This is a genomic window from Pseudomonas sp. AU11447 (assembly GCF_001672555.2).
Taxonomy (GTDB): Bacteria; Pseudomonadota; Gammaproteobacteria; order Pseudomonadales; family Pseudomonadaceae; genus Pseudomonas; species Pseudomonas nitroreducens.
The window spans coordinates 258470-283001 of the sequence record NZ_LZDG02000024.1 but is presented as its reverse complement, the minus strand read 5'-3'; the positions used below and the strand labels follow the sequence as shown (position 1 = coordinate 283001).

19 protein-coding genes are annotated in these 24532 nt (G+C 66.2%); 7 read left to right on the top strand and 12 right to left on the bottom strand.

Features of this window, described 5'->3' with window-relative positions; translation table 11 throughout:
- Nucleotides 1-58 precede the first annotated feature (58 nt).
- Nucleotides 59-1789, bottom strand: a complete 1731-nt coding sequence (locus A6723_RS06910) for an amidohydrolase (RefSeq protein ID WP_054909766.1) — start codon at nt 1787-1789, stop codon at nt 59-61.
- Between the two features lie 106 nt (nt 1790-1895).
- Here A6723_RS06910 and A6723_RS06905 point away from each other — a divergent pair, with 106 nt between their 5' ends.
- The gene (locus tag A6723_RS06905) at nt 1896-2810 is read left to right on the top strand and encodes a LysR family transcriptional regulator (RefSeq protein ID WP_054909767.1); all 915 of its coding nucleotides are present in this window, start codon (nt 1896-1898) and stop codon (nt 2808-2810) included.
- A 186-nt stretch (nt 2811-2996) separates the two neighbouring features.
- On the opposite strand, the gene A6723_RS06900 is transcribed toward A6723_RS06905, so the two are convergent.
- On the bottom strand, nt 2997-3905 hold the full coding sequence (locus tag A6723_RS06900) for a LysR family transcriptional regulator (protein ID WP_054909768.1): 909 nt from the start codon (nt 3903-3905) through the stop codon (nt 2997-2999).
- A gap of 370 nt (nt 3906-4275) precedes the next feature.
- Here A6723_RS06900 and A6723_RS06895 point away from each other — a divergent pair, with 370 nt between their 5' ends.
- Both A6723_RS06895 and A6723_RS06890 read left to right on the top strand, forming a co-directional pair.
- Nucleotides 4276-5913 carry an amidohydrolase gene (locus tag A6723_RS06895; RefSeq protein WP_054909769.1) on the top strand — a complete coding sequence of 546 codons (1638 nt, stop codon included), beginning with the start codon at nt 4276-4278 and terminating at the stop codon, nt 5911-5913.
- A 68-nt stretch (nt 5914-5981) separates the two neighbouring features.
- Nucleotides 5982-7316 (top strand): APC family permease, encoded by a 1335-nt coding sequence (locus tag A6723_RS06890; RefSeq protein WP_054909770.1) that lies wholly within the window; start codon nt 5982-5984, stop codon nt 7314-7316.
- Nucleotides 7317-7547: 231 nt separating this feature from the next.
- On the opposite strand, the gene A6723_RS06885 is transcribed toward A6723_RS06890, so the two are convergent.
- Nucleotides 7548-9020 (bottom strand): aldehyde dehydrogenase family protein, encoded by a 1473-nt coding sequence (locus A6723_RS06885; RefSeq protein WP_054909771.1) that lies wholly within the window; start codon nt 9018-9020, stop codon nt 7548-7550.
- A 250-nt stretch (nt 9021-9270) separates the two neighbouring features.
- Complete coding sequence (locus A6723_RS06880; protein ID WP_054909797.1) at nt 9271-10011, bottom strand: nuclear transport factor 2 family protein; 741 nt, start codon at nt 10009-10011, stop codon at nt 9271-9273.
- Nucleotides 10012-10250: 239 nt separating this feature from the next.
- Between A6723_RS06880 and A6723_RS06875 the strand changes: the two genes are divergently transcribed.
- From A6723_RS06875 to A6723_RS06865, 3 genes are all read left to right on the top strand, one after another.
- Nucleotides 10251-11636: an FAD-binding oxidoreductase gene (locus A6723_RS06875; protein WP_054909772.1), complete on the top strand. Its 1386-nt coding sequence runs from the start codon at nt 10251-10253 to the stop codon at nt 11634-11636.
- Between the two features lie 11 nt (nt 11637-11647).
- The gene (locus A6723_RS06870) at nt 11648-12007 is read left to right on the top strand and encodes a cupin domain-containing protein (protein WP_054909798.1); all 360 of its coding nucleotides are present in this window, start codon (nt 11648-11650) and stop codon (nt 12005-12007) included.
- Nucleotides 12008-12341: 334 nt separating this feature from the next.
- Nucleotides 12342-13148, top strand: a complete 807-nt coding sequence (locus A6723_RS06865; RefSeq protein ID WP_054909773.1) for a lytic transglycosylase domain-containing protein — start codon at nt 12342-12344, stop codon at nt 13146-13148.
- Nucleotides 13149-13272: 124 nt separating this feature from the next.
- Here A6723_RS06865 and A6723_RS06860 read toward each other — a convergent pair whose 3' ends face one another.
- From A6723_RS06860 to A6723_RS06835, 6 genes are all read right to left on the bottom strand, one after another.
- Entirely contained in the window at nt 13273-14379 is a 1107-nt protein-coding gene (locus tag A6723_RS06860) for a hypothetical protein (RefSeq protein ID WP_064979589.1), read from the bottom strand.
- A 93-nt stretch (nt 14380-14472) separates the two neighbouring features.
- Nucleotides 14473-15624: a Xaa-Pro peptidase family protein gene (locus A6723_RS06855; RefSeq protein WP_054909775.1), complete on the bottom strand. Its 1152-nt coding sequence runs from the start codon at nt 15622-15624 to the stop codon at nt 14473-14475.
- A 91-nt stretch (nt 15625-15715) separates the two neighbouring features.
- Nucleotides 15716-16558, bottom strand: a complete 843-nt coding sequence (locus A6723_RS06850; protein ID WP_196913645.1) for an ABC transporter permease — start codon at nt 16556-16558, stop codon at nt 15716-15718.
- A complete protein-coding gene (locus tag A6723_RS06845) occupies nt 16555-17406 on the bottom strand; it encodes an ABC transporter permease (RefSeq protein WP_054909776.1) in 852 nt (283 codons plus the stop codon). The genes A6723_RS06850 and A6723_RS06845 overlap by 4 nt, the downstream gene beginning before the upstream one ends.
- 1 nt (nt 17407) lies before the next feature.
- Nucleotides 17408-18529, bottom strand: coding sequence for an ABC transporter substrate-binding protein (locus A6723_RS06840; protein WP_054909777.1), 1122 nt, complete (start codon nt 18527-18529; stop codon nt 17408-17410).
- Between the two features lie 39 nt (nt 18530-18568).
- Nucleotides 18569-19648 (bottom strand): ABC transporter ATP-binding protein, encoded by a 1080-nt coding sequence (locus A6723_RS06835; RefSeq protein ID WP_024762760.1) that lies wholly within the window; start codon nt 19646-19648, stop codon nt 18569-18571.
- 176 nt (nt 19649-19824) lie between these two features.
- Here A6723_RS06835 and A6723_RS06830 point away from each other — a divergent pair, with 176 nt between their 5' ends.
- The gene (locus A6723_RS06830; protein WP_045207678.1) at nt 19825-20694 is read left to right on the top strand and encodes a LysR substrate-binding domain-containing protein; all 870 of its coding nucleotides are present in this window, start codon (nt 19825-19827) and stop codon (nt 20692-20694) included.
- Between the two features lie 230 nt (nt 20695-20924).
- On the opposite strand, the gene A6723_RS06825 is transcribed toward A6723_RS06830, so the two are convergent.
- Together A6723_RS06825 and A6723_RS06820 are read right to left on the bottom strand one after the other, a co-directional pair.
- Nucleotides 20925-23360, bottom strand: a complete 2436-nt coding sequence (locus A6723_RS06825; protein ID WP_054909779.1) for an RND family transporter — start codon at nt 23358-23360, stop codon at nt 20925-20927.
- Between the two features lie 44 nt (nt 23361-23404).
- The gene (locus A6723_RS06820) at nt 23405-24481 is read right to left on the bottom strand and encodes a YCF48-related protein (RefSeq protein WP_054909780.1); all 1077 of its coding nucleotides are present in this window, start codon (nt 24479-24481) and stop codon (nt 23405-23407) included.
- Nucleotides 24482-24532: the final 51 nt, after the last annotated feature.

The following is a 24532-nucleotide window of genomic DNA, read 5'->3' as shown; positions in this document are numbered from 1 at the left end:
CCTGCAATTGCTTTATTTCAAGAAGCCAGAGCGCCGCGGCGCTCGGGCTGGATCAGAGTTATTCGCTCGAACGACTATAGACTTCGCGGCCGGCGAACCAGGTCTTGAGCACCCGGGTGTCGCGCAGCGCTTCCGGCTTGACCGTGAACACATCGCGGTCGAGCAGGATCAGGTCAGCCTGCTTGCCCGGCTTCAGCGAGCCGATGCGGTCCTCCAGGCGGAGGGTGCGCGCGGCGTTGAGGGTGTAGGCCTGGAACATGGTCTGCCGGTCGATGTCCTCGGCGGCGTTGAGCACGCCTTTCGGGCCGACGCGCTGGATCGCCTGGTAGATGGCCTTCCACGGATCGGGCGTGGTGATCGGCCAGTCGCTCGCGCCGGAGATGGTCGCGCCGTGCTTCAGCAGCGAGCGTGCCGGGTACATGTGCAGGAAGGCCATGGCGCTGACGTAGGGCTTGACCAGATCGACGCTGTTCTCGTCGGCGGCCGCCCAATAGAGCTGCATGGCGGCGATCACGTCGAGCGCCTTGAAGCGCGGGAAATCCTTCGGGTTGACCATCTGCAGGTGGGTGATCGAGTGCGGGATGCCGCTGTGGCGATCCTTGCGCGCCTGCTCGATGCCATTGAGCGATTCGCGCACCGCGCGGTCGCCGATGGCGTGGATGTGCACCAGCCAGCCGCGGGCGTCGGCGGCGCTGACCAGTTCGCCGAAGTGCTTGGGGTCGATCAGCAGTTCGCCGTACTTCTTCGAGTTGCTGTAGGGCTCGAGCATCGCCGCGCTCTGCGCCGGCACCTCGGCCACGCCGTCAGCGAAGATCTTGATGCCCGGCAGCGTCAGGTTGGGGACATCGATGAACTGCTGGCGCACCTTGTCCAGCTCGTCGAGGTCAGCCGGGGTCGCCTTGGAGTCGGCCATCAGCAGCGCAGCGACATGCGCAGTCAGCCCGCCCTGCTCGGCCAGCAGCTTGTAGGCCGGCAGCACGCCAACAGAGTCGTTGTGGATGTCACCGCCCGGATTCTCGTTCGCCAGGGGCTCCATCCAGCCGGTGATGCCCAGCTCGTGATAGTAGCTCTGCGCGCCTTTCAGCGCCTTGAGCAGCTCGCCATCGGTCGGCAGCGGCAGCAGTGCCTGCACCGGATAGAGACCGGCGTCCACCAGGAAACCATTGGGCGCGCCATCGGCACCGTGGCCGATGGTGGCCTGCTCCTCGCCCTGCAACGACTTGACCTTGGCGGCGTCGATGCCGGCCAGTTTCAGCAACGCCTGGTTGGCCCAGCCAGTGTGATAGTCGCCACCGGCCAGGAGGATCGGCTGATCAGCCCATTCGCCCTGGTTGAAGCGCCGCTGCAGCTCACCGATTTCATCCCAGTACGCCGTGGGCACGCCGCCGACATAGAGGAACTGGCCACGTCGTGCGCGGCCATCCTCGCGCCACTGGCGCAGCTTGCCCTCGAACTCGGCGAGCGGCAGGTCCTGGTTGTCCAGGTTGGCCTGGAGCATCTGCAGGCCGCCCTTGACCAGGTGGGTATGAGCGTCAATGAAACCGGGCATCAGCACCTGGCCATGCAGGTCGATGACGGTCGTTTCCGGTTGCTTGAGCTTGAGGATCTGCGTGTCGGAACCGACGGCGAGAATGCGGCCGTTCTCCACCGCCACCGCCTGCTGCAGTGCCTGGCCGGGTTCGGCGGTGTAGACCTTGCCGCCATGGAAGATCAGGTCGGCGGCGGCCATCGTTTCCATCGAGGAAAAAGCGCAAGCGGCGGATACCAGCGCCGGAATCAGTAGTTTCATCGCAAAGCCTTCGTTATTGTTGGTCTGCGAAGAAGGTTAAGCAAAAGCCCCGGCGCCTTTAACACCGACTTCCCGCACAACTTCTGTTCCTGCCAGGAAGTAATCCATGGACAAGATGACCGCCCTGACCATGTTCGTCGCCACCGCCGACCATGGTGGCTTCAGCCGCGCCGCCGAACAGCTGGGCAAGACGCCCTCGGCCATCACCAAGGGCGTCGCGCAGCTGGAGGCCGAACTGGGCCAACGCCTGTTCGAGCGCACCACCCGGCGCATGGCGCTGACCGAGGCCGGGCACATCTACCTGGAAGGTGCGCGCCAGGCGCTGGTGCAACTGCAGCGGGCCGAGGAGGAAGTGGAGCAGTTGCAGACCGAATTGCGCGGCAGCCTGCGCATCGCCGCCCCGCCCTCCTTCGCGCCGGCCTTCTTCAATGCCGTGTGTTGCCGCTTCCTGCGCGAACATCCGCAAGTGCGCCTGGAGGTCGACCTGGCCGACGAGTTCGCCGACCTGGTGGAAGGCGGCTACGACCTCGCCCTGCGCGACGGTCCCATCGACCTGCCGGACGTGATCGCCCAGCCACTCCTGGAAAACCGCCTGCTGCTCTGCGCGAGCCCGGCATACCTCGCACGCAAGGGGCTGGATGTAACCCTGGAGAACTACGAGCAGCACGACTGGCTGATCTTCCGCCACCCGTTGCTGAACCGGAATTTCTGGTGGGTGCAGCGTGACGGCGAGCGCATCCGTATCCGCCAGCCGACACCGCGTGTGGCCAGCGACAACTACGACTTTCTGCTGTCGTGCCTGCTGGATGGCCAGGGCCTGCAATTCCTGCCGCAATGGAGCGCGTTGCCCTACCTCGAACGCGGCGAGCTGGTGGAGCAACTACCGGATTGCTGGCGCGACCAGAGTGCATTCGGGCCATGGGTGCATGTGCTCTACCTGCCGCACCGAAGGAGCACGCGCAAGGTGCGGGTGTTCATCGACTACCTGCGCGAGCATTTGCAGGGGAAGGGATTGATCTGAGGTGCGCACCAGCCTCGTGGGAGGTGTGATGTCGATCCTGATCGTGCACAGAGTGCGCCTCTGCATCATCAAAGCCCCTCGCCCTGACTCTCTCCCGCACGCGGGAGAGTGCTGAGGTGAGAGGGAAGCACCGGCACCGATCAGCCGACAGAAGACCGTTGCTCCTACAGGGATTTTCCTGCCCGATCAGACCAACCGCTGCTCGCGCAGGTAATCCCGGAGGTGCTCGATGAACGCGATGATCTTGCGCGTCGCCCGCCGCGTACTCGGGTACACCGCCAGCAACTCGGACCCGAGCGCCTTCGGATCGAAATGGCAGTCGTCGAGAATCGTCCGCAACCGCCCGTCGCGCAGGTACGGCAGCACGCTCCAGTAGGGCGACGGCAGTATCCCCTGCCCGGCCAGGCAAGCCTCCAGCAGCAGTTCCTGGTTGTCGCTGTTCAACCGCCCGTTGCGCGGCAGCAATACGCGCTCGCCACCGCGCTCGATCAGCCAGCTGTCCCCCAGCGCCGGGTGGCGATAGACCAGGCACTCGTACTCCACCAGTTGCTCCGGCCGCTGCGGCTCGCCGTGGCGCTGCAGATAGTCGGGGCTGGCACAGAACACGATGCGGCTCGCGCCGACCGGCTGCGCGATCAGCCCCGGCAGGTCACTGTGGCCCAGGCGCAGCGCCAGGTCATAGCGACCGTCGAGCATGTCGATGTAGGCATCGCTCAGGTCCACCTGCAGGCGCATGTCCGGATGCTTCTGCAGGAAGCTTGCACAGGCGCCATTGAGGAACGGGCGACCGAATGCCAGCGGCCCGTTGATCCGTAGCCGTCCCTTCAAGCTGTGGTGCAACTGGGCGATTTCCTCCTCGGATTCGCGCATGCGCTCCAGCACTTCCCGCGCGGTTTCCAGGTAGAGCTGCCCGGCTTCGGTCAGCGCCATGCTGCGCGTGGTGCGCTCGAACAGCCGCGCGCCCACCTCCTGCTCCAGCTGCCCGACCGACTTGGCCACGGCGGAGGGCGTCTTGCCCAACTCCTCGGCGGCACGGCTGAAACTGCCGAGTTCGGCGCTGATGACGAAGAGCTGCAGGCTGTTGAGCTTGTCCACGATTGAGTCCAATTTTTCCCAAGTGTTGTGCCGGCGCGCCGCTTACTTGTCGCCCGCCAGGCACTTAGCCTCTGCGACACACCAACAAGAATCAAGGGCAACGCCATTTCTGCGGGTACTGACGCCAGGTCATCCCGCCGCACGCCGCGCCCTGCATTTTGAACTCGAAAATGAAAATGAGCTGCCCCGTCCGTCCCCGAGCACCGTTCCCGCCCCGCCGTCCGCACCAATGGGTGACGGATTTGGCAAGTCCAACCCGAGCCGCCCCGCCCATCCCAAGCCCCCTGGACGACTAACCGCCATCCAGGCGATACGCGGCCTCCGCGATGTCGCCTCTGCTCACTCAACTTCCGCCTTGCCTGGAGTCAACATGTCCACCCCTGCCGAGCTGATCATCACCCACGCCGACATCCGCACCCTCGACGACCGCCAGCCGCGCGCCGAGGCCATCGCCATCCGCGACGGACGCATCCTGCGCGTCGGCAGCAATGCCGAGATCGAAGCCCTGGCCGATGTCGCCACCCGGCGCATCGACGCCGGTGGCCGCCTGATGCTGCCGGGCTTTCAGGACACCCACGTGCATTTCCAGCTGAGCGCCGCCGACCTCTACCACAACGCCTCGCTGTACGAGGCCACCAGCCTCGACGAGCTGCTGGCGACCATTCGGGCCTTCGCCGAAGCGCATCCGGAGAAGCCATGGATTCGCGGCGTCGGCTTCTCCTCCGCGCGCTTCACGCCCGAGCAATTGACCAGGGAGCTGCTCGACAGCGTCACCGACGGCCGCCCGGCACTGATGTTCGCCAGCGACTACCACAACGGCTGGGCCAACAGCGCCGCCTTCGAAAAGGCCGGCGTGCGCCCCGGCAGTGCCGAGCCGGACAATGGCGAATACCTGCGCCTGGCGGACGGCACGCCGAAAGGCTGGCTGGTGGAAGACGCCATCTGGACGATGAACCGCATCGCCCCCGGCTACACCGACGACGACTACCTGCAGGCCATGGCGCACTACAGCAAGGCCTTCAACGCCCGCGGCATCACCGGCGTGCTGGATGCCATGGCGGCACGCAATTACCTGAAGAACTACCAGGCCTCCCATGAGCGCGGCGACCTGACCCTGCGCGTCTGCGCGACCTCGAAGGTCTTCGCGCACAAATCACTGGCCGAGCAGATGGCCGAGCTCAAGGACCTGCGCGCCACCTATCAGGGCGACCGCGTGCGCCTGCATTCCGCGAAGTTCTTCCTCGACGGTGTACTGGAGAACGGCACCGCCGTGCTGGCCGCGCCGCGCAGCGACACCGGTGGCAATGCCGAACTGATGTTCAGCCAGGAGCAGATCGACGAGTTCTTCACGGCCTTCGACAAGGAAGGCTTCCAGATCCATGTACACAGCATTGGTGATGGTGCCGTGCGCGCCGCACTGAATGGCCTGGAGATCGCCCGCGAACGCAATGGCAAGTGGGATTCACGCCACCAGTTGGCGCACCTGCAGGTCGTCGCGCCGGAGGACATCCCGCGCTTCAGGCAGCTGGACGCACTGGCCAACTACCAGACGCTCTGGGCGCAGCCCAACCCGGAAGCCGACGCCATCGTCGAAGCCATGATCGGCCCCGAGCGCAGCCAGTACATCTACCCGCTGGGCGAGTTCATCCGCCAGGGCGTGACCTGCATGCTCAGCAGCGACTGGGGCGTGACCGGCTACGACCCGTTCCAGATCATCCAGTGCGCCCTCACCCGGCAGAACCCGGCGCTGGGCAGCGACAGCCCGGTGCAGACCGCCCAGCACCGTATCGGCATCGACGACGCGATCCGGGGCTACACGATCAACGCCGCCCACGCCGCCTGGCGCGACGACTGCACCGGCAGCCTCGAACCGGGCAAGTACGCCGACCTGATCCTGCTGGACCGTGACCTCTACGCCATCTCGCCCTACGAGATCGGCCAGACCCAGGTCCTGCTGACCCTGCTCGAAGGCCGCGAAGTCCACCGTGACGCCGCCTTCACCGGCTGAGCCTCGCCGCCACTACGCCCGTCGCATGGACGGGCATCCCTCAAGAACAACAAGATCGGAGCCTGATCATGGGCGTTGCAAACCTGCAGAGCGGAGCGCAACTCAAGCGCACCCTCGGCCTGAAAGACCTGGTGGCCTATGGCATGGCCTACATCGCGCCGATGGCGCCGCTGACCACCTTCGGCTTCGTCTGGGACGCCTCTGGCGGATTGATCGCCCTGGCCTACCTGCTGGGGGCGATCTGCATGTACTTCACCGCGCAGAGCTACGCCACGCTGTCCAACGAAGTCCAGAGCGCAGGCTCGGTATACGGCTTCGCGCGGCACTGCCTGGGCGAACTACCGGGATTCGTCGCCGGCTGGCTGATCCTGCTGGACTACCTGCTGATCCCGGCACTGGTGTTCCTGATCATGTCGGTGGGCCTGCAGATCCTGATCCCCGGCCTCGACCGCGCGCCCTGCCTGGTGCTGCTGGTGGCGGTATCGCTGGGCATCAACTGGTTCGGCGTCGCCGTCACCACGCGGGTGAGCATGGTCTCGGTGGTGCTGCAGTTCACCGCAATGTTCGGTCTGCTCGGCCTGGCGCTGTTCGCGCTGTCCCAGGGCAAGGGTGCAGGCACGCTGACGGCTGCGCCGTTCTTCGACAGCAGCACCTTCGATGTCGCCAAGGTGTTTACCGCAACGTCCATCTGCGTGCTGTCATTCCTGGGTTTCGATGCCATTTCCACCCTCGCCGAGGAGGTGAAGGACAACGACCGTCGGCTGGTCGGACGCGCCATCCTCACCGTGCTGTTCCTCTGCGCGGCGCTGTTCGTGGTGACGACCTGGGTGCTGGGCAACCTGATGCCGGGCGTGGCCATCAAGGATGCCTCGGCCGCCATCTACGAGCTGACCTCGACGCAGATCGGCCCCTGGCTCGCGCTGGTGCTCGCCTGGGTGATCGCGGTGATGGTCGGCCTGACCAACGCACTGCCGATGCAGGTCGGCGTATCCCGCGTGCTGTTCGCCATGAGCCGCGACCGTCAACTGCCGTCGCTGTTCGCCCGCCTGCACCGTAGGCATGGCACACCGCACGTGGCGCTGGTGCTGTCGACACTGCTGTCGCTGGGGATTGCGCTGGTGATGCGGGAGAAAATCGACACCCTCGCCTCCTTCGTCAACTTCGGCGCACTCACTGCCTTCGTCCTGCTGCACCTGTCGGTACTGGTCAAGCTCGGCATCAAAGGGCGCAGCCGCCGCTGGTTCGCCCACTGGCTGGTGCCGATCGTTGGTATCGCAGTGGTGCTGACGGTGCTCGACGGCATGGACGTGCATGCACTGGCCATGGGCAGCATCTGGCTGGCGGTTGGCGTGACCTACGGCCTGTATCTGCGCGGCAAGGGACGGGTTGCACTGAGCGTCTGAGGCCCGGACAGGCCATGCCCGGGCAATCCGAATGACAGAACAACGCAGCGATACCCATCGACTTCCTGCACCGACTCGCACTTCGGCGCCGGACGGGTTCGCGAGCAAGCTCGCTCCTACAGGTGTGCGCCGGAGTATTTCCTGTAGGAGCGAGCTTGCTCGCGAACAATGGCCATTCGAGAGATCGCGGTCGGAGAGCAAGGCGCGGCCGAAGCCGCGCTGCGCTTCACATCACTTGATGTACCAACCCCAAGGCTGGTCGCTGAGGTACTCGGTGACCTGCTTGGTCTCCAGGTAGTTGTCCAGGCCCCACACGCCCAGCTCGCGGCCGATGCCGCTCTGCTTGTAGCCGCCCCAGGGCGCCTGGGTGAAGGTCGGTTGCGAGCAGTTGACCCAGACGATGCCGGCGCGCAGGCCACGGCTCACGCGCTGGCAACGCGCGGGGTCGGCGGACATTACCGCCGCCGCCAGGCCGAACTGGCTGTCGTTGGCCAGGCGCAGGGCCTCGGCTTCGTCCTTGAAGCGGCGCACGGCGAGCACCGGGCCGAAGATTTCCTCGCGCCACAGGGCGCTCTCCAGCGGCGAATCGATGAACACCGTCGGTTCGACGAACCAGCCCTTGTCCCGATGCGCCGGGCGCTTGCCACCAGTGGCGAGTTTCGCACCATCGCGCACGCCGGCTTCGATGGCCTGCAGTACCTTGGCGTGCTGGCCGGCACTGACCAGCGGGCCGAGCAGCACGCCCGGCTCCAGGCCGTTGCCGATGGTGATGCGGCGGGTTTCCTCCACCAGGCGCTCGATCAGCCGATCGTGCAGGCCGTCCTGTACCAGCAGGCGCGAGGTGGCGCTGCACACCTGGCCCTGGTTCCAGAAGATGCCGAACAGGATCCATTCCACGGCGGCCTCGACATCCGCGTCATCGAAGACGATGAAGGCCGACTTGCCGCCCAGCTCCAGGCTGACGTTCTTGATGTCCTGGGCCGCCGCCTGCATGATCGCGCGCCCGGTGGGCACGCTGCCGGTGAAGGCCAGTTTGTCCACGCCCGGATGCGCCGAAAGGGGCGAACCGGCATCGCGACCCAGCCCGGTGACCACGTTGAGCACGCCTTTGGGCAGGCCAACGGCATCAGCGGCAGCAGCCAGCTCCAGAGCGGTCAGCGGAGTCAGCTCGGAGGGCTTGAGCACGGCGGTGCAACCGGCAGCCAGCGCCGGAGCGACCTTCCACGAAGCCATCAGCAGCGGGTAGTTCCAAGGGATGATCTGCCCGGCAACACCGACCGGCTCGCGCAGCACGCGGCAGGCGAAACGCTCGTCGGGCAGCGCGACCACTTCGCCCTCGTCGTTCAGCCCTTCGGCCAGCTCGGCGTAGTAGTCGAAGCAGCCGATGGCGTCGTCGATATCCCACTGTGCTTCAGGCAGCGGCTTGCCGTTGTCCTGCACTTCCAGGCGGGCCAGGTCTTCGCGGCGGCCGCGCAGGTTGTCGGCGATGGCACGCAGGTAGCCGGCGCGCTCCTTGCCGGTGCTGCGACCCCATTCGCCTTCATCGAAAGCCCGACGCGCGGACTGCACGGCGCGATCCACATCCTCACCGGTAGCGGCGGCGACCTCGGTCAGCACCGCTTCGCTGGACGGTTCGTACACCTCGAAGCGGCCGCCCTGTGCGGGTGCCTGCCACTGGCCATCGATATAGAGCTGGTCGCGCATGCGAAGGTCTCCTGAGCTTGTTGGAATGCTTGTCGGGCGAGCATAGGGAAATGGACACGGGATTGATAACGCGGGCGCCGTGCATGCGGGCACGCGCGGAGCGGGCACGAGAATTGGGGGAATCGATCAACACCGACTCCCTTCACGTCGCACTTTGTAGGATGGGTGGAGCTTGCGATACCCATCGCCCGGATCGCCAGCGATTGATGGGTATCGCTTCGCTCCACGCCATCCTACAAAAGCGATCCGATCACGAAGTCGCCTTCTGCTCCAGATACGCCTTGGGCGACAGCCCCGTCTCCTCGCGGAAGCAGCGGTAGAAGGTCGACAGCGAACGGAAGCCCGCCGCCCGCGCCAGTTCGTCGATGCGCGTGACGCTGGTGGCGCCGTCGAGTTGGCCGAGCAGGTGGCGCAGGCGCAACTGGTTCAGGTACTGGTAGAAGCTCAGGCCCAGCACCTGGTTGAGGAAGTAGGAAATCTGGTTGCGCGTGTAGCCGGTGGCCGCTGCAACCTGCGGCATGTCCAGGTCGGGATTGAGGAACGGCCGGGTCTGCTGGAAATACTGCTGGATATCGCCGCCGAGCTGACTCAGCTGCCGCGCTGAAAGTCCCAGCCGGCTATCGGCCATGCGCGGTTGCGGCTCACTGGCAGCCTTCTGCGGCTGACCGATCAACGCGGCGTGCTCGTTGACCCGGATGATCCGGCCATCGCGCACGGTATAGGCCTCGGTGGTGCGGAAGGACACCAGCCCTTGCGTGCCGCGCAGGGTCACCTGGTACTGCAGGAAGGCCGTGTCACCGTCCACCCGCAGGCGATCGGTGTAGACCTGCGATTCATCTCCCGCCGCCGGCATGCTGGTCTGCAGGTACTCGCGCAGCTCACTCGGCGCGATCCGCCGCCCCTGGAAGAAATCGTTGTACTCCACCTGCGGGTCGAACAGCGCCATCAGCGCCTCGATGTCATGCCGGCGCCAGGCCTGGTGGTAGCGCATGACCACCGCGTGAGTAGCGGCGCTGGCCGGGTCGGGCTGGTGAGTCGTGCCGTCGAGCGTGGAGCTCCAGCCCTGTTCTTCGATCATTGTTTTCCCCTGCCGGTCTCGGCCGGCATTTCCTGCTCCGGGCGTGCCCGCAAAGAGCAGCGGACCGTATGCCTGGCCCCCCGGAGCGATTACAAAACTCGGACGCGGCCCGAAGACCGCTTTTTCTTCCGACATTCTGCCGGAGTTTTCCGATGACATCCGCCCCACTTGCGCACGCCACTCCCAGACCCTACTGGCTCGACACCCTCGACCCTGCTCCCGCCGCACCGGCGCTGGAAGCGGATCGCCGCTTCGACCTGGTGGTGGTCGGCGGCGGCTTCACCGGTCTCTGGACCGCCCTCCACGCCCGCCTGCGCTGGCCTGGCGCAAGCATCGCGGTGGTCGAGGCGCGGCGCTGCGGCGGCGAAGCCAGCGGGCGCAACGGTGGCTTCTGCGCGCCGAGCATTTCCCACGGCGTCGGCAATGCCCTGCGCCGCTGGCCGGAAGAAGCCGAGACTCTTGTACGCGTGGGTCGGCAGAATCTCGATGAATTCGAAGCGGACCTGAAGCGCTTCGGCATGAACGTCGAATTCGAGCGCCGCGGTAAACTCAGCGTTGCCGCCCAACCCTGGCAGGTCGACGGCCTGCGCAGCATGCAGCGCAACTACGAGCGCTTTGGCATCGCCTCGGAGTTTCTCGACAAGGCGCAACTGGCCGACAAACTGGACTCACCCGCCTACCAGGCCGGCGTATTCGAGCCCAACTATGCGTTGCTCAACCCGGCGAAAATGGCCGCCGAGCTGCGCCGGGTGTGCCTGGAACAAGGCGTCGAGCTGTTCGAGAACACCCCCGTGCACGAGCTGCACCAGCGCAGCGACCGCCTGATGCTGCGCTGCGATCGTGGCGAGCTGGAGGCCGGGCAGATCGCCCTGGCGACCAACATTGCACCGCCGCTGCTCGGCCACCTGAATTCCAGCGTAATCCCGGTGTACGACTATTCGCTGGTCACCCAGCCGCTCACTGACGAGCAGCTGCGTGCCATCGGCTGGGTCGACCGCTACGGTATCGCCGACGCCGGCAACCAGTTCCATTACCTGCGCAAGACCGCCGATAACCGCATCCTCTGGGCCGGCTACGACGCCATCTACCACTTCGGCAACCGCCGCGACGAAGCCCTGACCCAGCGCCCGGAAAGCTTCGAGCGCCTGGCCGGGCAGTTCCGCGAGGCTTTCCCGCAGCTCGGCCCGGTCGAGTTCAGCCATGCCTGGGGCGGCATCATCGACACCTCGGCGCGCACCACGCTGTTCACCGGCTGCGTGCTCAACGGCCGCGTCGCCTATGCGCTGGGCTTCACCGGCCAGGGCGTGTCGGCCAGCCGTTTCGCCGCGCTGAACATGCTCGACCAACTGGGTGGCGAGCGCACCGAACGCACCCAGCTGCGCATGACCTCGCAGAAGCCCTTCCCCTTCCCGCCCGAGCCGCTGCGCTACCTCGGCGTGAAGCTCGCCCAACGCTCGCTGGCCAAGGAAGACCGCACCGGCCGTCGCGACCTGCTGCTCAAGACCTGCGATGCCTTTGGCATCGGTTTCGATTCCTGATGGAGAACTTCATGTCCACCCTGCCCCGCCACGTCATCGACTTCGCCAACCCCACCCTCGCCCCGCAGGAGCGCGAGATCAACGACCCGGCCATCGTCGATGCGCCCTATCAGAGCCGCAGCTGGCGACACTTCAGCGCCCCCGAAAAGAACGCCATCGCCGGCATCTGGGAAGCCGGCGTGCACCTGGAGCGCTGCGAGTGCGACTACGACGAGCTGTGCCACATCCTCGAAGGCACGGTGCGCCTGACCGACGCCGACGGCGTGGCGAAGACCTTCGGCCCGGGGGACTCGTTCGTCGTGGCAGCGGGCTTCAAGGGCACCTGGGAAAACCTCACGCCGGTGCGCAAGGTGTATTTCATTCTCGGGTAACTTCAGCGTTTGCCTAATTGTTCGCGAGCAAGGGCCAGGCGTTCCCTCGGTCCTACCGGTGCGGCCAGCTTCAGAGCTTGCTGGCAGGTGCGGGCTTGCTCGCGAACAGCCTGAACCCTGGCATCGCCGTTGACGGTTCCGACCTGCCTCTACTGCGCCCCCGCAGGCCGTACGTCCCCCAAAGTTCCACTGCCGTTTGAAAGGGCTATAACTAGCGAACCGAAACGGCGAGCTGCCAGGGATAAACCCTGCAACAGCCGCCCCTATTGGCATTTCCCATTTGCCCGGATCAGGCGCCCCAGCCTGATCGGCGCCCGCGGCGCGGAGCGGCTTGATGAGTTCCAGAACCTGGCGATGGGCTCGCAGGAGCCTTCCTGGCTGCATCGGACTGGCATTGCTGGTCGCGCCGCTTTACGCCAACGCCCTGTTCAAGTGCCACGCGCGGGACGGAACCGTCAGCCTCAGCAGCCAGGCCATCGCCGGCTCGCACTGCACTCGCCAGAAAGACTCGGCGAGCGCCGCTGGCAGCACCCGGGCAATGACCGCATCCACGCTGGAGCGGGGCAACAGCCAGGGGGCAGATCGGATTCGCGTGTACACCTTCGTTCACAAGGGCGTTCGCCAATATGTGAGCCGACGCCCGGTCGGCATTTCAGCGCGAGTCGATGTGATCGAGGTGTATTACATCAAGGGCTGCTACCTGTGCATGGCGCCGAAGGATTTCAACGTCGCCACACTGCGCCTGGACACCCGCTCCTATCGCCGGGAGATCGAAGCCGCATCGGTGCGCTACGGAGTCGACCGGGCGCTGGTGCGCGCGGTGATCCATGCCGAATCGGCATTCCAGCCCAACGCCATTTCCATTGCCGGCGCCCAGGGCCTGATGCAGTTGATGCCCGACACCGCCGAGCGCTTCAACGTCAGCGATCCGTTCGACGCACGGCAGAACATCCGTGGTGGCGTGCGCTACCTGGCGTGGCTGCTCAAGCGCTTCAACGGCAATCAGCGGCTGGCGCTGGCCAGTTACAACGCGGGTGAAATGACGGTCGACAAGTACAACGGGATACCGCCCTACGCCGAGACGCAAACCTACGTCGCCCGCGTGCAGTCCCTGACCGAGCGCTATCGCAATCATCCGTAGGGCGCCGGGGACGGAGGCGGCTCGCGAGCAGGCATGTAGGGCGCATAACCTGGAACAGGTTATCCGCCGGCTTTTCGGCGGATAACGCTGGCGCGTTATGCGCCCTACGAAGGGCGCCAAGGTTTCAGCCGAACTTCCACCCCGCCGCCGCCAGCCGCGCATCCAGCGTGGCGAGGTCGGCCTCCACCCGCGCGGCCGGTTCCGGCATGTAGGCCAGCGGATCGGGCAGCGAGGACGGCTGGCCGAGGAAGCCTTCGGTCGCCGCGTGCAGGCAGTACGCGCTGTACGCCGGGTTGTAGCCGCCCTCCTGCACCACCAGCAATCGCCCATCACACAACTCGTCGGCCAGCGCACGGGCGCGGCGGGCCAGGCGGTTGAAGCCCTGCATGGTCACCAGTTGGCGGCCGTTGGGGTCGAACTGCGAGGCATCCAGGCCATTGGCGATGATCAGCAGGTCCGGCTTGAACGCGCGCAACGCCGGCTCGACAAAGCGGCTGAAGACCATCTCGTAGAGCTGGTCGCCAGAGCCCATCGGCAGCGGCAGATTGAGATTGCTGCCCAATCCCGCGCCAAAGCCGCGCTCGTCCACCGCGCCGGTCTGCGGGTGGCTCGGGCCCCAGGCGCCGTGGTCCATGTGCAGCGAGACGGTGAACACCGAGGGATCGTCGTAGAAGCCTTCCTGCGTACCGTTGCCGTGGTGCACGTCCCAGTCGACGATGGCGACGCGTTCCAGGCCAGCCGCCTGTGCAGCGCGCGCGGCAATCCCGGCGTGGTTGAAGAAGCAATAGCCGTCCGCCATGGCCGGCGCGGCGTGGTGACCCGGCGGGCGCACCAGGGCCATGGCCGGATGGCCGCTGGCCAATACGCTTTCCAGCGCCGCCAGGCTGGTGCCGGCAGCGGCCAGCAGCCCGGCGAGGCTGCCGGCGGACATCAGCGTGGTGCTGCTGAAGCGCTTGCCGGCGGCGTCCGCCTCGAAGATGCCGCGCAGGTAGTCGGCATCGTGGAAGCTCAGCAGATCCTCTTCGCTGGCGTGGCGGCCTTCGTGCCAACGCAACGAGCCGGCGACCGGCCCGCGCTGGAGGATAGCGCGCATGTTGAGCAGCCGGGGATTGCTCTCCGGGTGCAGCAGCTGCTCGGCCAGCAGGTCGCTGGGTGGCGCCTCGAACACGCCGGCGGCGGTGTCGTGACGCAGCACGTCGTCGTGCCAGAAAACATCCATCGTGTGACTCATCAGAAGCCCTCGGTTTCCATCACTGCGCGCGCAGGCGCAGACACGCAACACGGCTTCGCCCCCGGCGGTACGCAGACCGGGGGCGAATCTCCATCAGTCGATGATCGTCAGTTCCGGCGGTATCTCCGACAGGCTCGCCGAGCCCTTCTCGCCACACAGCACGGTGTCGCCGAGCTTGATACCGAAGCCTTCGTTGTACAAGGACAGGTTGGGCTCGATGGAGAACGACATGTTCGGCTGGAACACGTGGTCGTCGGCCTCGTCCACCATCATCGCTTCCAGCCACGTCGGCGGGTAGGCCAGGCCCAGGCTGTAGCCGATGCGGTGCACGCGGGTGCGCGAGAGGTCGATGCGGTCGAGGATCTGGTTGCACACGCGGTTGGCCTCGCCTACCGGGGTGCCCGGCTTGGCGATCTCGATGGCGGCGTTGAAGGCCTCGGTGAGCAGGGTCGCGACTTCCTTCACGCGCGGGCTGGGTTTGCCGATCACGGCGGTGCGCATGAGGATGGCGTGGTAGCGGTTGCACACGCCGGCGTGTTCGAGGATCACCACGTCGCCATGGCTGATGGTCTGGCGGTGCGGCATGGCGTGGGTCATGGTGCTGCGGCGGCCGGTGGCGCACATCGGGCTGATCGCCGAGTACTCGCTGCCGGCGCGGCCCAGGGCGTTGGCTACGATGCCGGCCACTTCCACCTCGGAGATGCCCGGACGCAGCGCCTCGAAGGCGGCCAGCATGCCCTGGTCAGCCATGCGTGCGGCGCTGCGCTGGTACTCGATTTCCTCGGCAGTCTTGATCAGGCGGTTCTCCGCGACCAGGGGGCCGGCGTCTTCGAAGCGTGCTTCGGGCATGTAGCCCAGCAATGCGTTGTACTGCGCCGGGGAGAAGGTCGAGGCAGTCATTTCCAGGCCGATGCGCGCCTGGGACAGGCCGGCCTGGGCCAGCACGTCGGCGACGATCTTCAGCGGGTCCTGCTTGGCGATGTCATAGAAGATCGCCTCGTTGATGCACGACAGCTCCCAGGTGCAGGGCTCTTCGCTGGTGCGGGTGAGGAACACCGGCTCGGCCAGTTTCGGCGAGATGATCAGCGCCTGGTACCAGAGGAAGCCCAGGCTGTCGAAGCCGCTCAGGTAGTTGATGTTGTCCGGGTAGTTGACCACCAGGGCATCCAGGCCACGGTCGGCCATGCGGCGTTTGACGGCTTCGACGCGTTGACGGTAGGTGCGAGCGGGGAAAGCAGTAAGCATGGGGATTCCCTCCTCAGGGACAAGGTGCAAGCGACACAGGTGTTGTTGTTTGGGGCCGCCATCCAGCGGCCGTATGCGGGGGTTGAAACAGTCAGCTGGGTGGTTGCTGTCGCGCCAGGTACAGGCGCACCAGCATCACCACCAGGGTGAGGACGATCATCAGGGTGGACACGGCGGCAATCGCCGGGTCGAGGTTGTAGCGCAGGCCGTCCCAGATGCGCTTGGGCAACGTCACCACGTTCAGGCCGCTGGTGAACAGGGTGACCACCACCTCTTCCCAGCTCATCACGAAGCCCATGAAGAAGCTGCCGAGCACGCCGCCGCGCACATTGGGCAGCAGCACGTTCCACAGCGTCGGCCAGAGCCCGGCACCCAGGGAGCGCGAGGCCTTGTACAGGCTCTGGTCGAGCCGCGCGTAGGCCACCAGCATGGCAATCACCGAGTACGGCAGCGCCATCAGCAGGTGGCCGAAACCGACGCCCAGCAGGCTGTCGAGCACGCCCAGGCGCGCATCGAGGTAGTAGATCGACATGGCCGAGACCACCTGCGGGACGATCATCGGCAGCAACACGATGGCAGTCAGCAGGGTGCGGTGCCGGCGCTGCAGCCAGATGCCGGTGGCGAACAGGAAGGCCAGCGCCGTGGACAGCGCACCAACCACCAGGGCCAGGCCCAGGCTCTGCAGGATCGACACCAGCCAGGCGCCGTCGAACAGCGTCGCATAGTGACGCAGCGACCAGCCGCCGTCCGGGAAAGCCAGGTAGCGCTGGTTGCCGAACGACAGCGGAACGATCACCAGGATCGGCAGCAGCAGGAACAGCGCAGACAGCGCCAGGGCGGCCCAGGACAGCCAGCGGCCGACCTGCGGGCGTGGCAGTTGCGGCTTTTTCACGCCCTTGGGCATGGCGGAGAGATAGGTTCCCTGCGGAGTCACAGCTCAGCCCTCCCGAGCAGGCGGCGGTAGCCGATGAGTTGTCCGAACAGCAGCGCGCAACCGACCACCAGCAGCATCAGCACGATGCTCAGCGCGGCGCCCAGGCCCCAGTTGGAGAGCTGGAACATCTGCACGTAGATGTACTCCGCGAGCATCGCCGCCTTGCCGCCGCCCAGCAGCGCCGGGGTGACGAAGCAGCCGAGGCTGAAGACGAAGACAATGGCCGATGCGGCGACCACACCGGGCAGCGTCAGCGGGATGAAGATGTCCTTCAGCGTCTGCCAGTGGCTGGCGCCCAGGCTGCTGGAAGCGCGCAGCAGGCTGTCGTCCACCTGCTTGAGCGAGGACAGCAGTGGCAGCACCGCGTAGGGCACCATGAAGTGCACCATGCCGATCAGCGCGCCCAGTTCGTTGCGCACCAGCGGCGGCGGCGCGTCGAACCAGCCGGTGGCCATCAGCCCCTGGCTGACCAGCCCACCGTTGCGCAGCAGCACCAGCCAGGCGAAGGCGCGGATCAGCATCGACAGCCAGAACGGCAGCAGCACGAACAGCTCGATCAGTTGCCGGCCGCGCGGCGTCGCGAACCGCCAGCGATAGGCGATCAGGTAGGCGATGGCGACGCTGATCGCGGTGGTCAGCAGGCAGATGCGCAAGGTGCGCCAGATCACTGCCTGCAGGTTGGCGTTGTCGGCGATCGCCGCGTAGTTCTGCGTTCCCCACTCCGGCAGGCTGAAGCTCCAGCCCAGCACGCCGAGGGTCGGCAGCAGGTAGCCGACCACCACCAGCAATGGCAGGGGCAGGATCAGCAGGCCGTAGACCGGCAGCACGCCCGGTGCGAAACGTCGCATCTCAGCCACCGATCAGCGCGAGGTAGCGCTCCAGGGTTTCGCCGTAGTGTTCGGCATGCCACTTGTTATTCAGCGACACCTGCTTCTTCAGGTTGTCCGGCGCGGTGGGGTTGATCGCCTGCAGCTGGGCGCTGAGCAGGTCGTTGGCCGCAAGATTCACCGGGCCCATGTTGTAGACCTCCATGAGCTTGGCCTGCACTTCCGGCCGCAGCGCGTAGGCGATGAACTCCATGGCCGCCTTGGCGCCGGCCGGGTTGCCCTTGGGCACCATCCACACCGAAGGCGAGACGATGCCGCCGTCGAAGCTCCAGTCGATCTTGCCGCCGGTGTCGTTCTTCACCAGCTCGGCGCGGGTGTGCCACATCTGCGCCATGCTCACTTCGCCATCGCGGATCAGCTGCTGCGACTCGGCTCCGGTGGACCAGTGGGTGGCGATGTGCGGCAGCAGTTCCTCGATCTTGCGCAGGGCACGGTCCACATCCAGCGGGTAGAGCTGCTCCGGCGGCACACCGTCGGCCAGCAGCGCGCATTCGAGGTTGGCGCTCATCCATTTGTAGAGGGTGCGTTTGCCCGGGTACTTCTTCACGTCCCAGAAGTCGGCCCAGGACTTGGGCGGGTTCTTGCCGAACTGCTCGTGGTCGTAGCCGATCACGTAGCTGTAGGTGTAGTTGGCGAGGCCGAAATCATGCACGTCGCCGTAGCCGATCAGCGACTTGTCGACGATGCCGAAGTCGATGGGTGCGAGGAACTTGTCCTTGCCCAGGCGATAGGACGAATACATCTCGCCGTCGCACACATCCCAACGCACCGCGCCGCTGCTGACCTGGGTCTTCAGCGCACCCTCGGTGGGGCCGCTGCCATCGATCTTCAGCGTCAGCCCGGCCACCTCGTTGAAGCCGCCGAAGCTCTTCTCGAAGGCCGGCACCGCATCACCACCCCAGTTGGCCACCACCAGGTTGCCGCCGGCAGCAAGGGCGCGGCCACCGGTGCCGAACGGCAGCGCGCTGGCGGCGGCGAGCAGCAGCAAGCTGCGGTTGAAATCACGACGGCTGATGCCGGCGCGCTCGCCCTTCTGGGCAGCGATTTCGATGGCGTCTTCGATGAAGCCTGGGCGTTCTTTCATGGTGATTGCTCCCCGATCGTTGTTTTCGTTATGTGGTTGTCAGGCGGACAGCAGGTGGCAGTGCTGCGGCGACCAACTGCACCAGTAGCGCTGGCCGCTGCGCAGATCGGCCAGCAGCGGGTGCGCGACCGGCAGGCGCAGGTCGAGGCGCTCGCCCTGCTCCAGGGTCAGTTCGAGGTTGACGTGGGCACCCTGGTAAGTGGCATTGCCGACGGTGGCGCACAGGCCGTTGTCGCGGCCGGCGTCCTGCAGCGGGCGCAGGTCGATATGCTCCGGGCGCACCGCCAGCCAGCTCTTGCCGCCCTGGTTCGCCTGGGCCGAATGGGCCACGCGCAGGTGCTGGCCACGGAAATCGCAGAGCGTGGCCTCGGCTTCGCGTCGTACCACGCCAACCTCCAGCAGGTTGGTGTCGCCGAGGAAGTTGGCGACGAAACGGCTGGCCGGGCGTTCGTAGACTTCGCGTGGGGTGCCGACCTGCTCCAGGCGACCCTTGTTGAACACGGCGATGCGGTCGGACAGCGCCAGGGCTTCTTCCTGGTCGTGGGTGACGAAGACGAAGGTAGTGCCGAAATCCTTGTGCATGCGCGCCAGCTCGCCCTGCATTTCCTGGCGCAGGCGACGGTCGAGGGCGGACAGCGGTTCGTCGAGCAGCAAGAGCCTGGGTTTGAACACCAGCGCACGGGCCAGTGCCACGCGCTGCTGCTGGCCGCCGGAGAGCTGGGCAATGCCGCGATTGCCCATGCCGGCCAGGCCGACGCGCTCCAGCACCTCGGCCACCCGGCGCTCGATCTCCGCGCCCGGCACCTTGCGGATGCGCAGCGGGTAGGCGACGTTCTGCGCCACGCTCATGTGCGGGAACAGCGCGTAGCCCTGGAACACCACGCCGAAATCGCGCTGGTCCGGCGACAGCTGGGTGATGTCGCGGCCGTCCATCTCGATATGCCCTTCGCTGGGCTCGACGAAGCCGGCGAGCATCATCAGCGTGGTGCTCTTGCCCGAGCCCGAAGGGCCGAGCAGCGTGAGGAATTCGCCCTGGCGAATGCTCAGGCTGAGGTCGCTCAGGACCTGCAGGTTGCCGTAGCGCTTGCCCAGGCCGAGCAAGTCGACGAAATGCTGCATGGCGGGTCTCCAGCCGTTTTTCTTGTTGATCGGTGTTGGCTTGGTGCTTTTTTTGTATTGGCTTGGGGCCATCTTCTGTGCAAATTTAACTAACGACAATTCAATAGATTTCCGCCTGAATCGTTAGTCAAATTCACACAAAAAGGTCTTCCATGCGTCAGAACAGTGCGTTCCGAATGCCTTCCCTCATCGCCCTGCGCGCTTTCGAGGCGCTGGTCCGGCAAGGCAGCATCAGCCGTGCGGCGCTGGAGCTGCACGTCACCCACGGGGCAGTCAGCCACCAGGTGAAGAAGCTGGAGGAAGAGCTGGGCATGGCGCTGGTGGAGCGCCAGGGCAAGGGCGTGAAACTGACCGCCGCCGGGCGCCAGCTGAGCCAGCAGATCAGCAGCGCCTTCGACCAGTTGCGCGACATCCGCCGCGCCCTGCCCAGCGAGGAACCCGCCGGCGAACTGCGCATTGCCTGCGCCCCGGCGCTGCTCGCGCGGGTGTCGTCGCTGCTGGAGAAATTCCTGCGCAACTACCAGGAAGTCGCCCTGCACCTGCTGCCGATGAGCAGTGACCTGGGCCAGGTGGACATGGTGATTTCCTTCGGCGAGACGCACATCGAAGGCCAGCGCTTCGCCGCGCTGGGCGACATCCGCTACTTCCCGGTGTGCAGCCCGCGCCTGCTCAACACCCAGGAACACCTGCGCAAACCGCGCGACCTGGCGCGCCAGGTGCTATTGCACGAGGACGATGGTTTCGACTGGAGCCGCTACTTCCTCGCCGCCGGCGTGCCCGGCCTGCAGGCGCGGCAGAACGTCTTCCTGCCCGACGCCTACCTGACCATCCGCGCCGCACTGGCCGGCGGCGGCGTGACCATCAGCGACCACATCCTGGCCGGCGAGGAGCTAGCCGAAGGCCGGTTGGTGCGCCTGTTCGACATCGACTTCCCGGCGCCCCACCCCTACTTCCTGATCATCCCGCCCCACGGCAACCAGGCCCTGGCGCGAGAGTTCGCAGATTGGTTGCTGCACGAGCTGGAAGCGATTCCGGCGTTTGATTGAGGAGCCAGGGTGCTTTGTAGGATGGTGTGGAGCGCAGCGATACCCATCGATTCCGTGCGGCGACAGCATGGGTATCGCTGCGCTCAACCCATCCTACGGTGGAGGCCATCCGGCAGGGCCCGCGTTGGGCGTTCGCGAGCAAGCTCGCTCCTACAAAGAGCACCATGGCGCACCCTGTAGGAGCGAGCTTGCTCGCGAACAAAGACCCGCTGTGGCGGGCGGCTATGACCTCAGAGCTTCCGCCCGCCGAGGAGGAAATGCGACAACGCCGGAATCAGGATCAGCGCCCCGAGCATGTTCCAGAGGAACATGAAGGTCAGCAGGATGCCCATGTCCGCCTGGAACTTGATTGGCGACCAGGCCCAGGTGATCACACCCGCTGCCAGGGTCACGCCAACCAGCGCGACCACCTTACCGGTGAAGGCGACCGCCTGCTGGTACGCCACCGACAGTGGCAGCCCGGCCCGCTGCAACTGCAGCTGCACGCTGAGCAGGTAGAGCGCGTAATCCACCCCAATCCCCACACCCAGGGCGATCACCGGCAGCGTGGCGACCTTCACGCCGATGCCCATCATCACCATCAGCGCCTCGCAGAGAATCGAGGTAAGCACCAGCGGCAGCAGCGCCACCAGGGTTGCGCGCCAGCTGCGGAAGGTGATCAGGCAGAAGATGCCCACGGCCGCATAGACGTAGAACAGCATGCGGTGGTTGGCCTCGCGCACCACGCGGTTGGTCGCCGCCTCGATACCGGCGCTGCCGGCGGCGAGGAGGAACTGGCGGTCCGGGGTGCTGTTGGCGCGGGCGAAGTTCTCGGCGATGCCGGCCACTTCGTCCAGGGTTTGCGCCTTGTGGTCCTTGAGGAAGGCGACCACCGGCATCAGCGAGCATTCGGTGTTGAACAGCTCCGGGGTGTTCACCGAGGCCTGCTGCGCAGCGTAGTTGAGCACGTCCTGGTTGCGCTGCAGGCTGGCGAACTTGGGGTTGCCCTCGTAGGTGCCGGCGGTGATCTGGCGCACCGCGTTGACCAGCGAAGTCGTCGCCTGCACACCGTCGTGCTGTTGCAGCGCCCAGCCCAGGCGGTCGGCGAGGATCAGCGTGCGGTAGTTCAGGCAGCCTTCGGGGGCGGTCTTCACCATCACCGCGAAGAGGTCGCTGGAGAGCGCGTAATGGCTGGTGATGTAGGCGTTGTCGCGGTTGTAGCGCGAGTCGGCGCGCAGCTCCGGCGCGCCGGCGTCGAGGTCGCCGATCTGCAGGTGCTGGCTGACCAGCAGGCCACCCGCGCCCAGCAGCGCCGCCACGGCCAGGGCGATAGTCGCCCAGCGTCGCTCGGTGAAGTGATCGAGCAGCGCCCACAGTTTGCCGAGGCCCTGCCGGCGATCCACCTGGCGTTCCTCGCGCAGGGCGCGCTCGGCGGCACGCTGGCTGACACCGACATAGGACAGCGCCACCGGCATCATCAGCAGCGAAGTGAAGATCAGCACTGCCACACCGATGCTGGCGGCGATGGCCAGGTCCTGGATCACCGGGATGTCGATCAGCATCAGCACGGCGAAGCCCACCGCATCCGACAGCAGCGCAGTGACGCCGGCGAGGAACAGGCGGCGGAAGGTGTTGCGCGCGGCCACCTGCTTGTGGGTACCGCGGCCGATGTCCTGCATGATCCCGTTCATCTTCTGGGTGGCGTGGGACACGCCAATGGCGAAGATCAGGAACGGCACCAGGATCGAGTACGGGTCCAGCGCATAGCCCAGCCACGCCACCAGGCCGAGCTGCCAGACCACCGCCAGTAGCGAGCAGCCGATCACCAGCAGGCTGCTGCGCAGGCAGCGCGTGTAGAAGAAGATGATGACGAAGGCGGTGACCACCGCCAGGCCGAAGAACAGCATCACCCGCAGCAGGCCATCGATCAGGTCGCCCACCAGCTTGGCGAAGCCGATCACGTGCAGGCGTACTGCGCCCTTGCCCTCTTCGCCAGCGGCGAAGGCCCGGGAATTCCCCAGGTATTCGTACTTCAGGCGCAGCTCGTCGAGGGCACGGGAGAATTCGCGGTAGTCGATGCCCTTGCCGGTGGCCGAGTCGCGGTCCAGCAGCGGCACCACCAGCATGCTGGAGCGGAAGTCATTGCCCACCAGGCTGCCGACGATGCCGGCGCGGGCGATGTTCTGGCGCAACTGGCCGATGGCCTCGGGTTTGCCGTCGTAGCCGTCGGGCATCACCGGGCCGCCCTGGAAGCCTTCCTCGGTGACCTCGGTCCAGCGCACCGCCGGCGACCACAGAGACTTCATCCAGGCGCGGTCGACGCCGTGGCTGAGGAACAGCTGGTCACTGATCTGCCGCAGGCTGGAGAGGTAGGCCGGGTCGAAGATGTCGCCGTTGGGGTTCTCCACCACCACCCGCACCGAGTTGCCCAGGCCGCGCAGCGCGGCGCGGTTGTCCAGGTAGTTGCGGATGTAGGGATCGCCGTGGGGGATCATCTTCTCGAAGGCCGGGCGCATCTCCAGGCGGGTCACGGCCATGTAGCCCAGCACCAGGGTGACCAGGGCAATCAGGGCGATGAACAGCGCGCGGTGGTTGAACACCAGGCGCTCCAGCAGGTTGCCGCTGTGGGCGTCGAAGTCCCGCAGTTCGCGGACTACAGGCATCTCGCCTTGCTTGAGGTCGACCATCAGGCTGTCTCTCTTTCTCTTGTTCTTATGAAGGGCCGGCGCACTCAGCGCACCGGCATGGCGTTCTCGCGAACGCCGCGGGTGCCGACCAGCAGCAGGCGACCGGGACCAGCCACGGCGCCGCTGACGGGCAGGCGCTCGGCCAGTTCCAGCGGTTTGAAGCTGACACCGCGGTCATCGCTGACCAGCCCCTGGCCAGCCTGGCTGAACAGGTACAGCCGGCCGCTGTCGTCGAAGCTGGCGGCGGTCAGGCTCACCGGCAGGCCGGTGTCGACTGCGCTCCAGCTCTCCCCACTGTCGACACTGCGCACCGCGTGCCCGCGCAGGCCGTAGGCGAACACCAGGCCAGGCCGCGCGACCACGCCGAAGAAGCTGCCGGCATAGGGCGATGGCAGGGCGACGAAGCGTTCCTGCTGGCCCTCCTGCTGATGGGAAAGGCGCAGCAACAGGCCCTGCTCACCGACGATGAACAGGTCATCGCCGCTGGCCGCGATGGCGGTCAGGTGCAACGCCTGGGGGTTGTCGATGCGATGGTTCCAGGGCTCCCAGGTGCGCCCGCCGTCGCGGGTATGCAGGATCAGGTTGAAGGCACCGACCACGAAGCCTTCATTGGCATCGAGGAACCACAGGTCGAGGAACGGCTTGTCGGCGCCCTCCTCCTTGAATCGCCGCGCCTGCTCCAGCCAGGTAGCGTTGTCCGGCTGCGGATGGGCGGCGTAGTAGTCGAGCATCAGTTGGCCGATCTGCCGGCCATCGAGCTGGCGCTCCCAGTGGATGCCGCCGTCGGCGCTGTGCAGCACCACGCCATCGTGGCCCACGGCCCAACCCTCGTTCGGCGTCGGGAAGTAGACGGCAGTCAGGTCCGAGCTGACCGGCACTTCGGCCTGGCGCCAGTGAGTGCCGCCGTCGTCGGAGTACAGGATATGGCCGCGCTGGCCGACGCTCACCAGCCTGTTGCCGGCACGGGTGACGGCCAGCAGCGGTACGCGGCTCGGTGCGTTGCTGTAGGCCGCCGGCAGGTCGAGCACGTCGACAAAACCATCAGCCTGTTCGCCAGCCTGGACGCCACCCGCCAGCAGCAATGCGCCCAGGAATAACAGGCGCTTGAAGGGGATCTGCATGGAGCTTTCCTCGGGTAGAGCAGCGGCGGCTCCGGGGGGAGCCGCCACTTC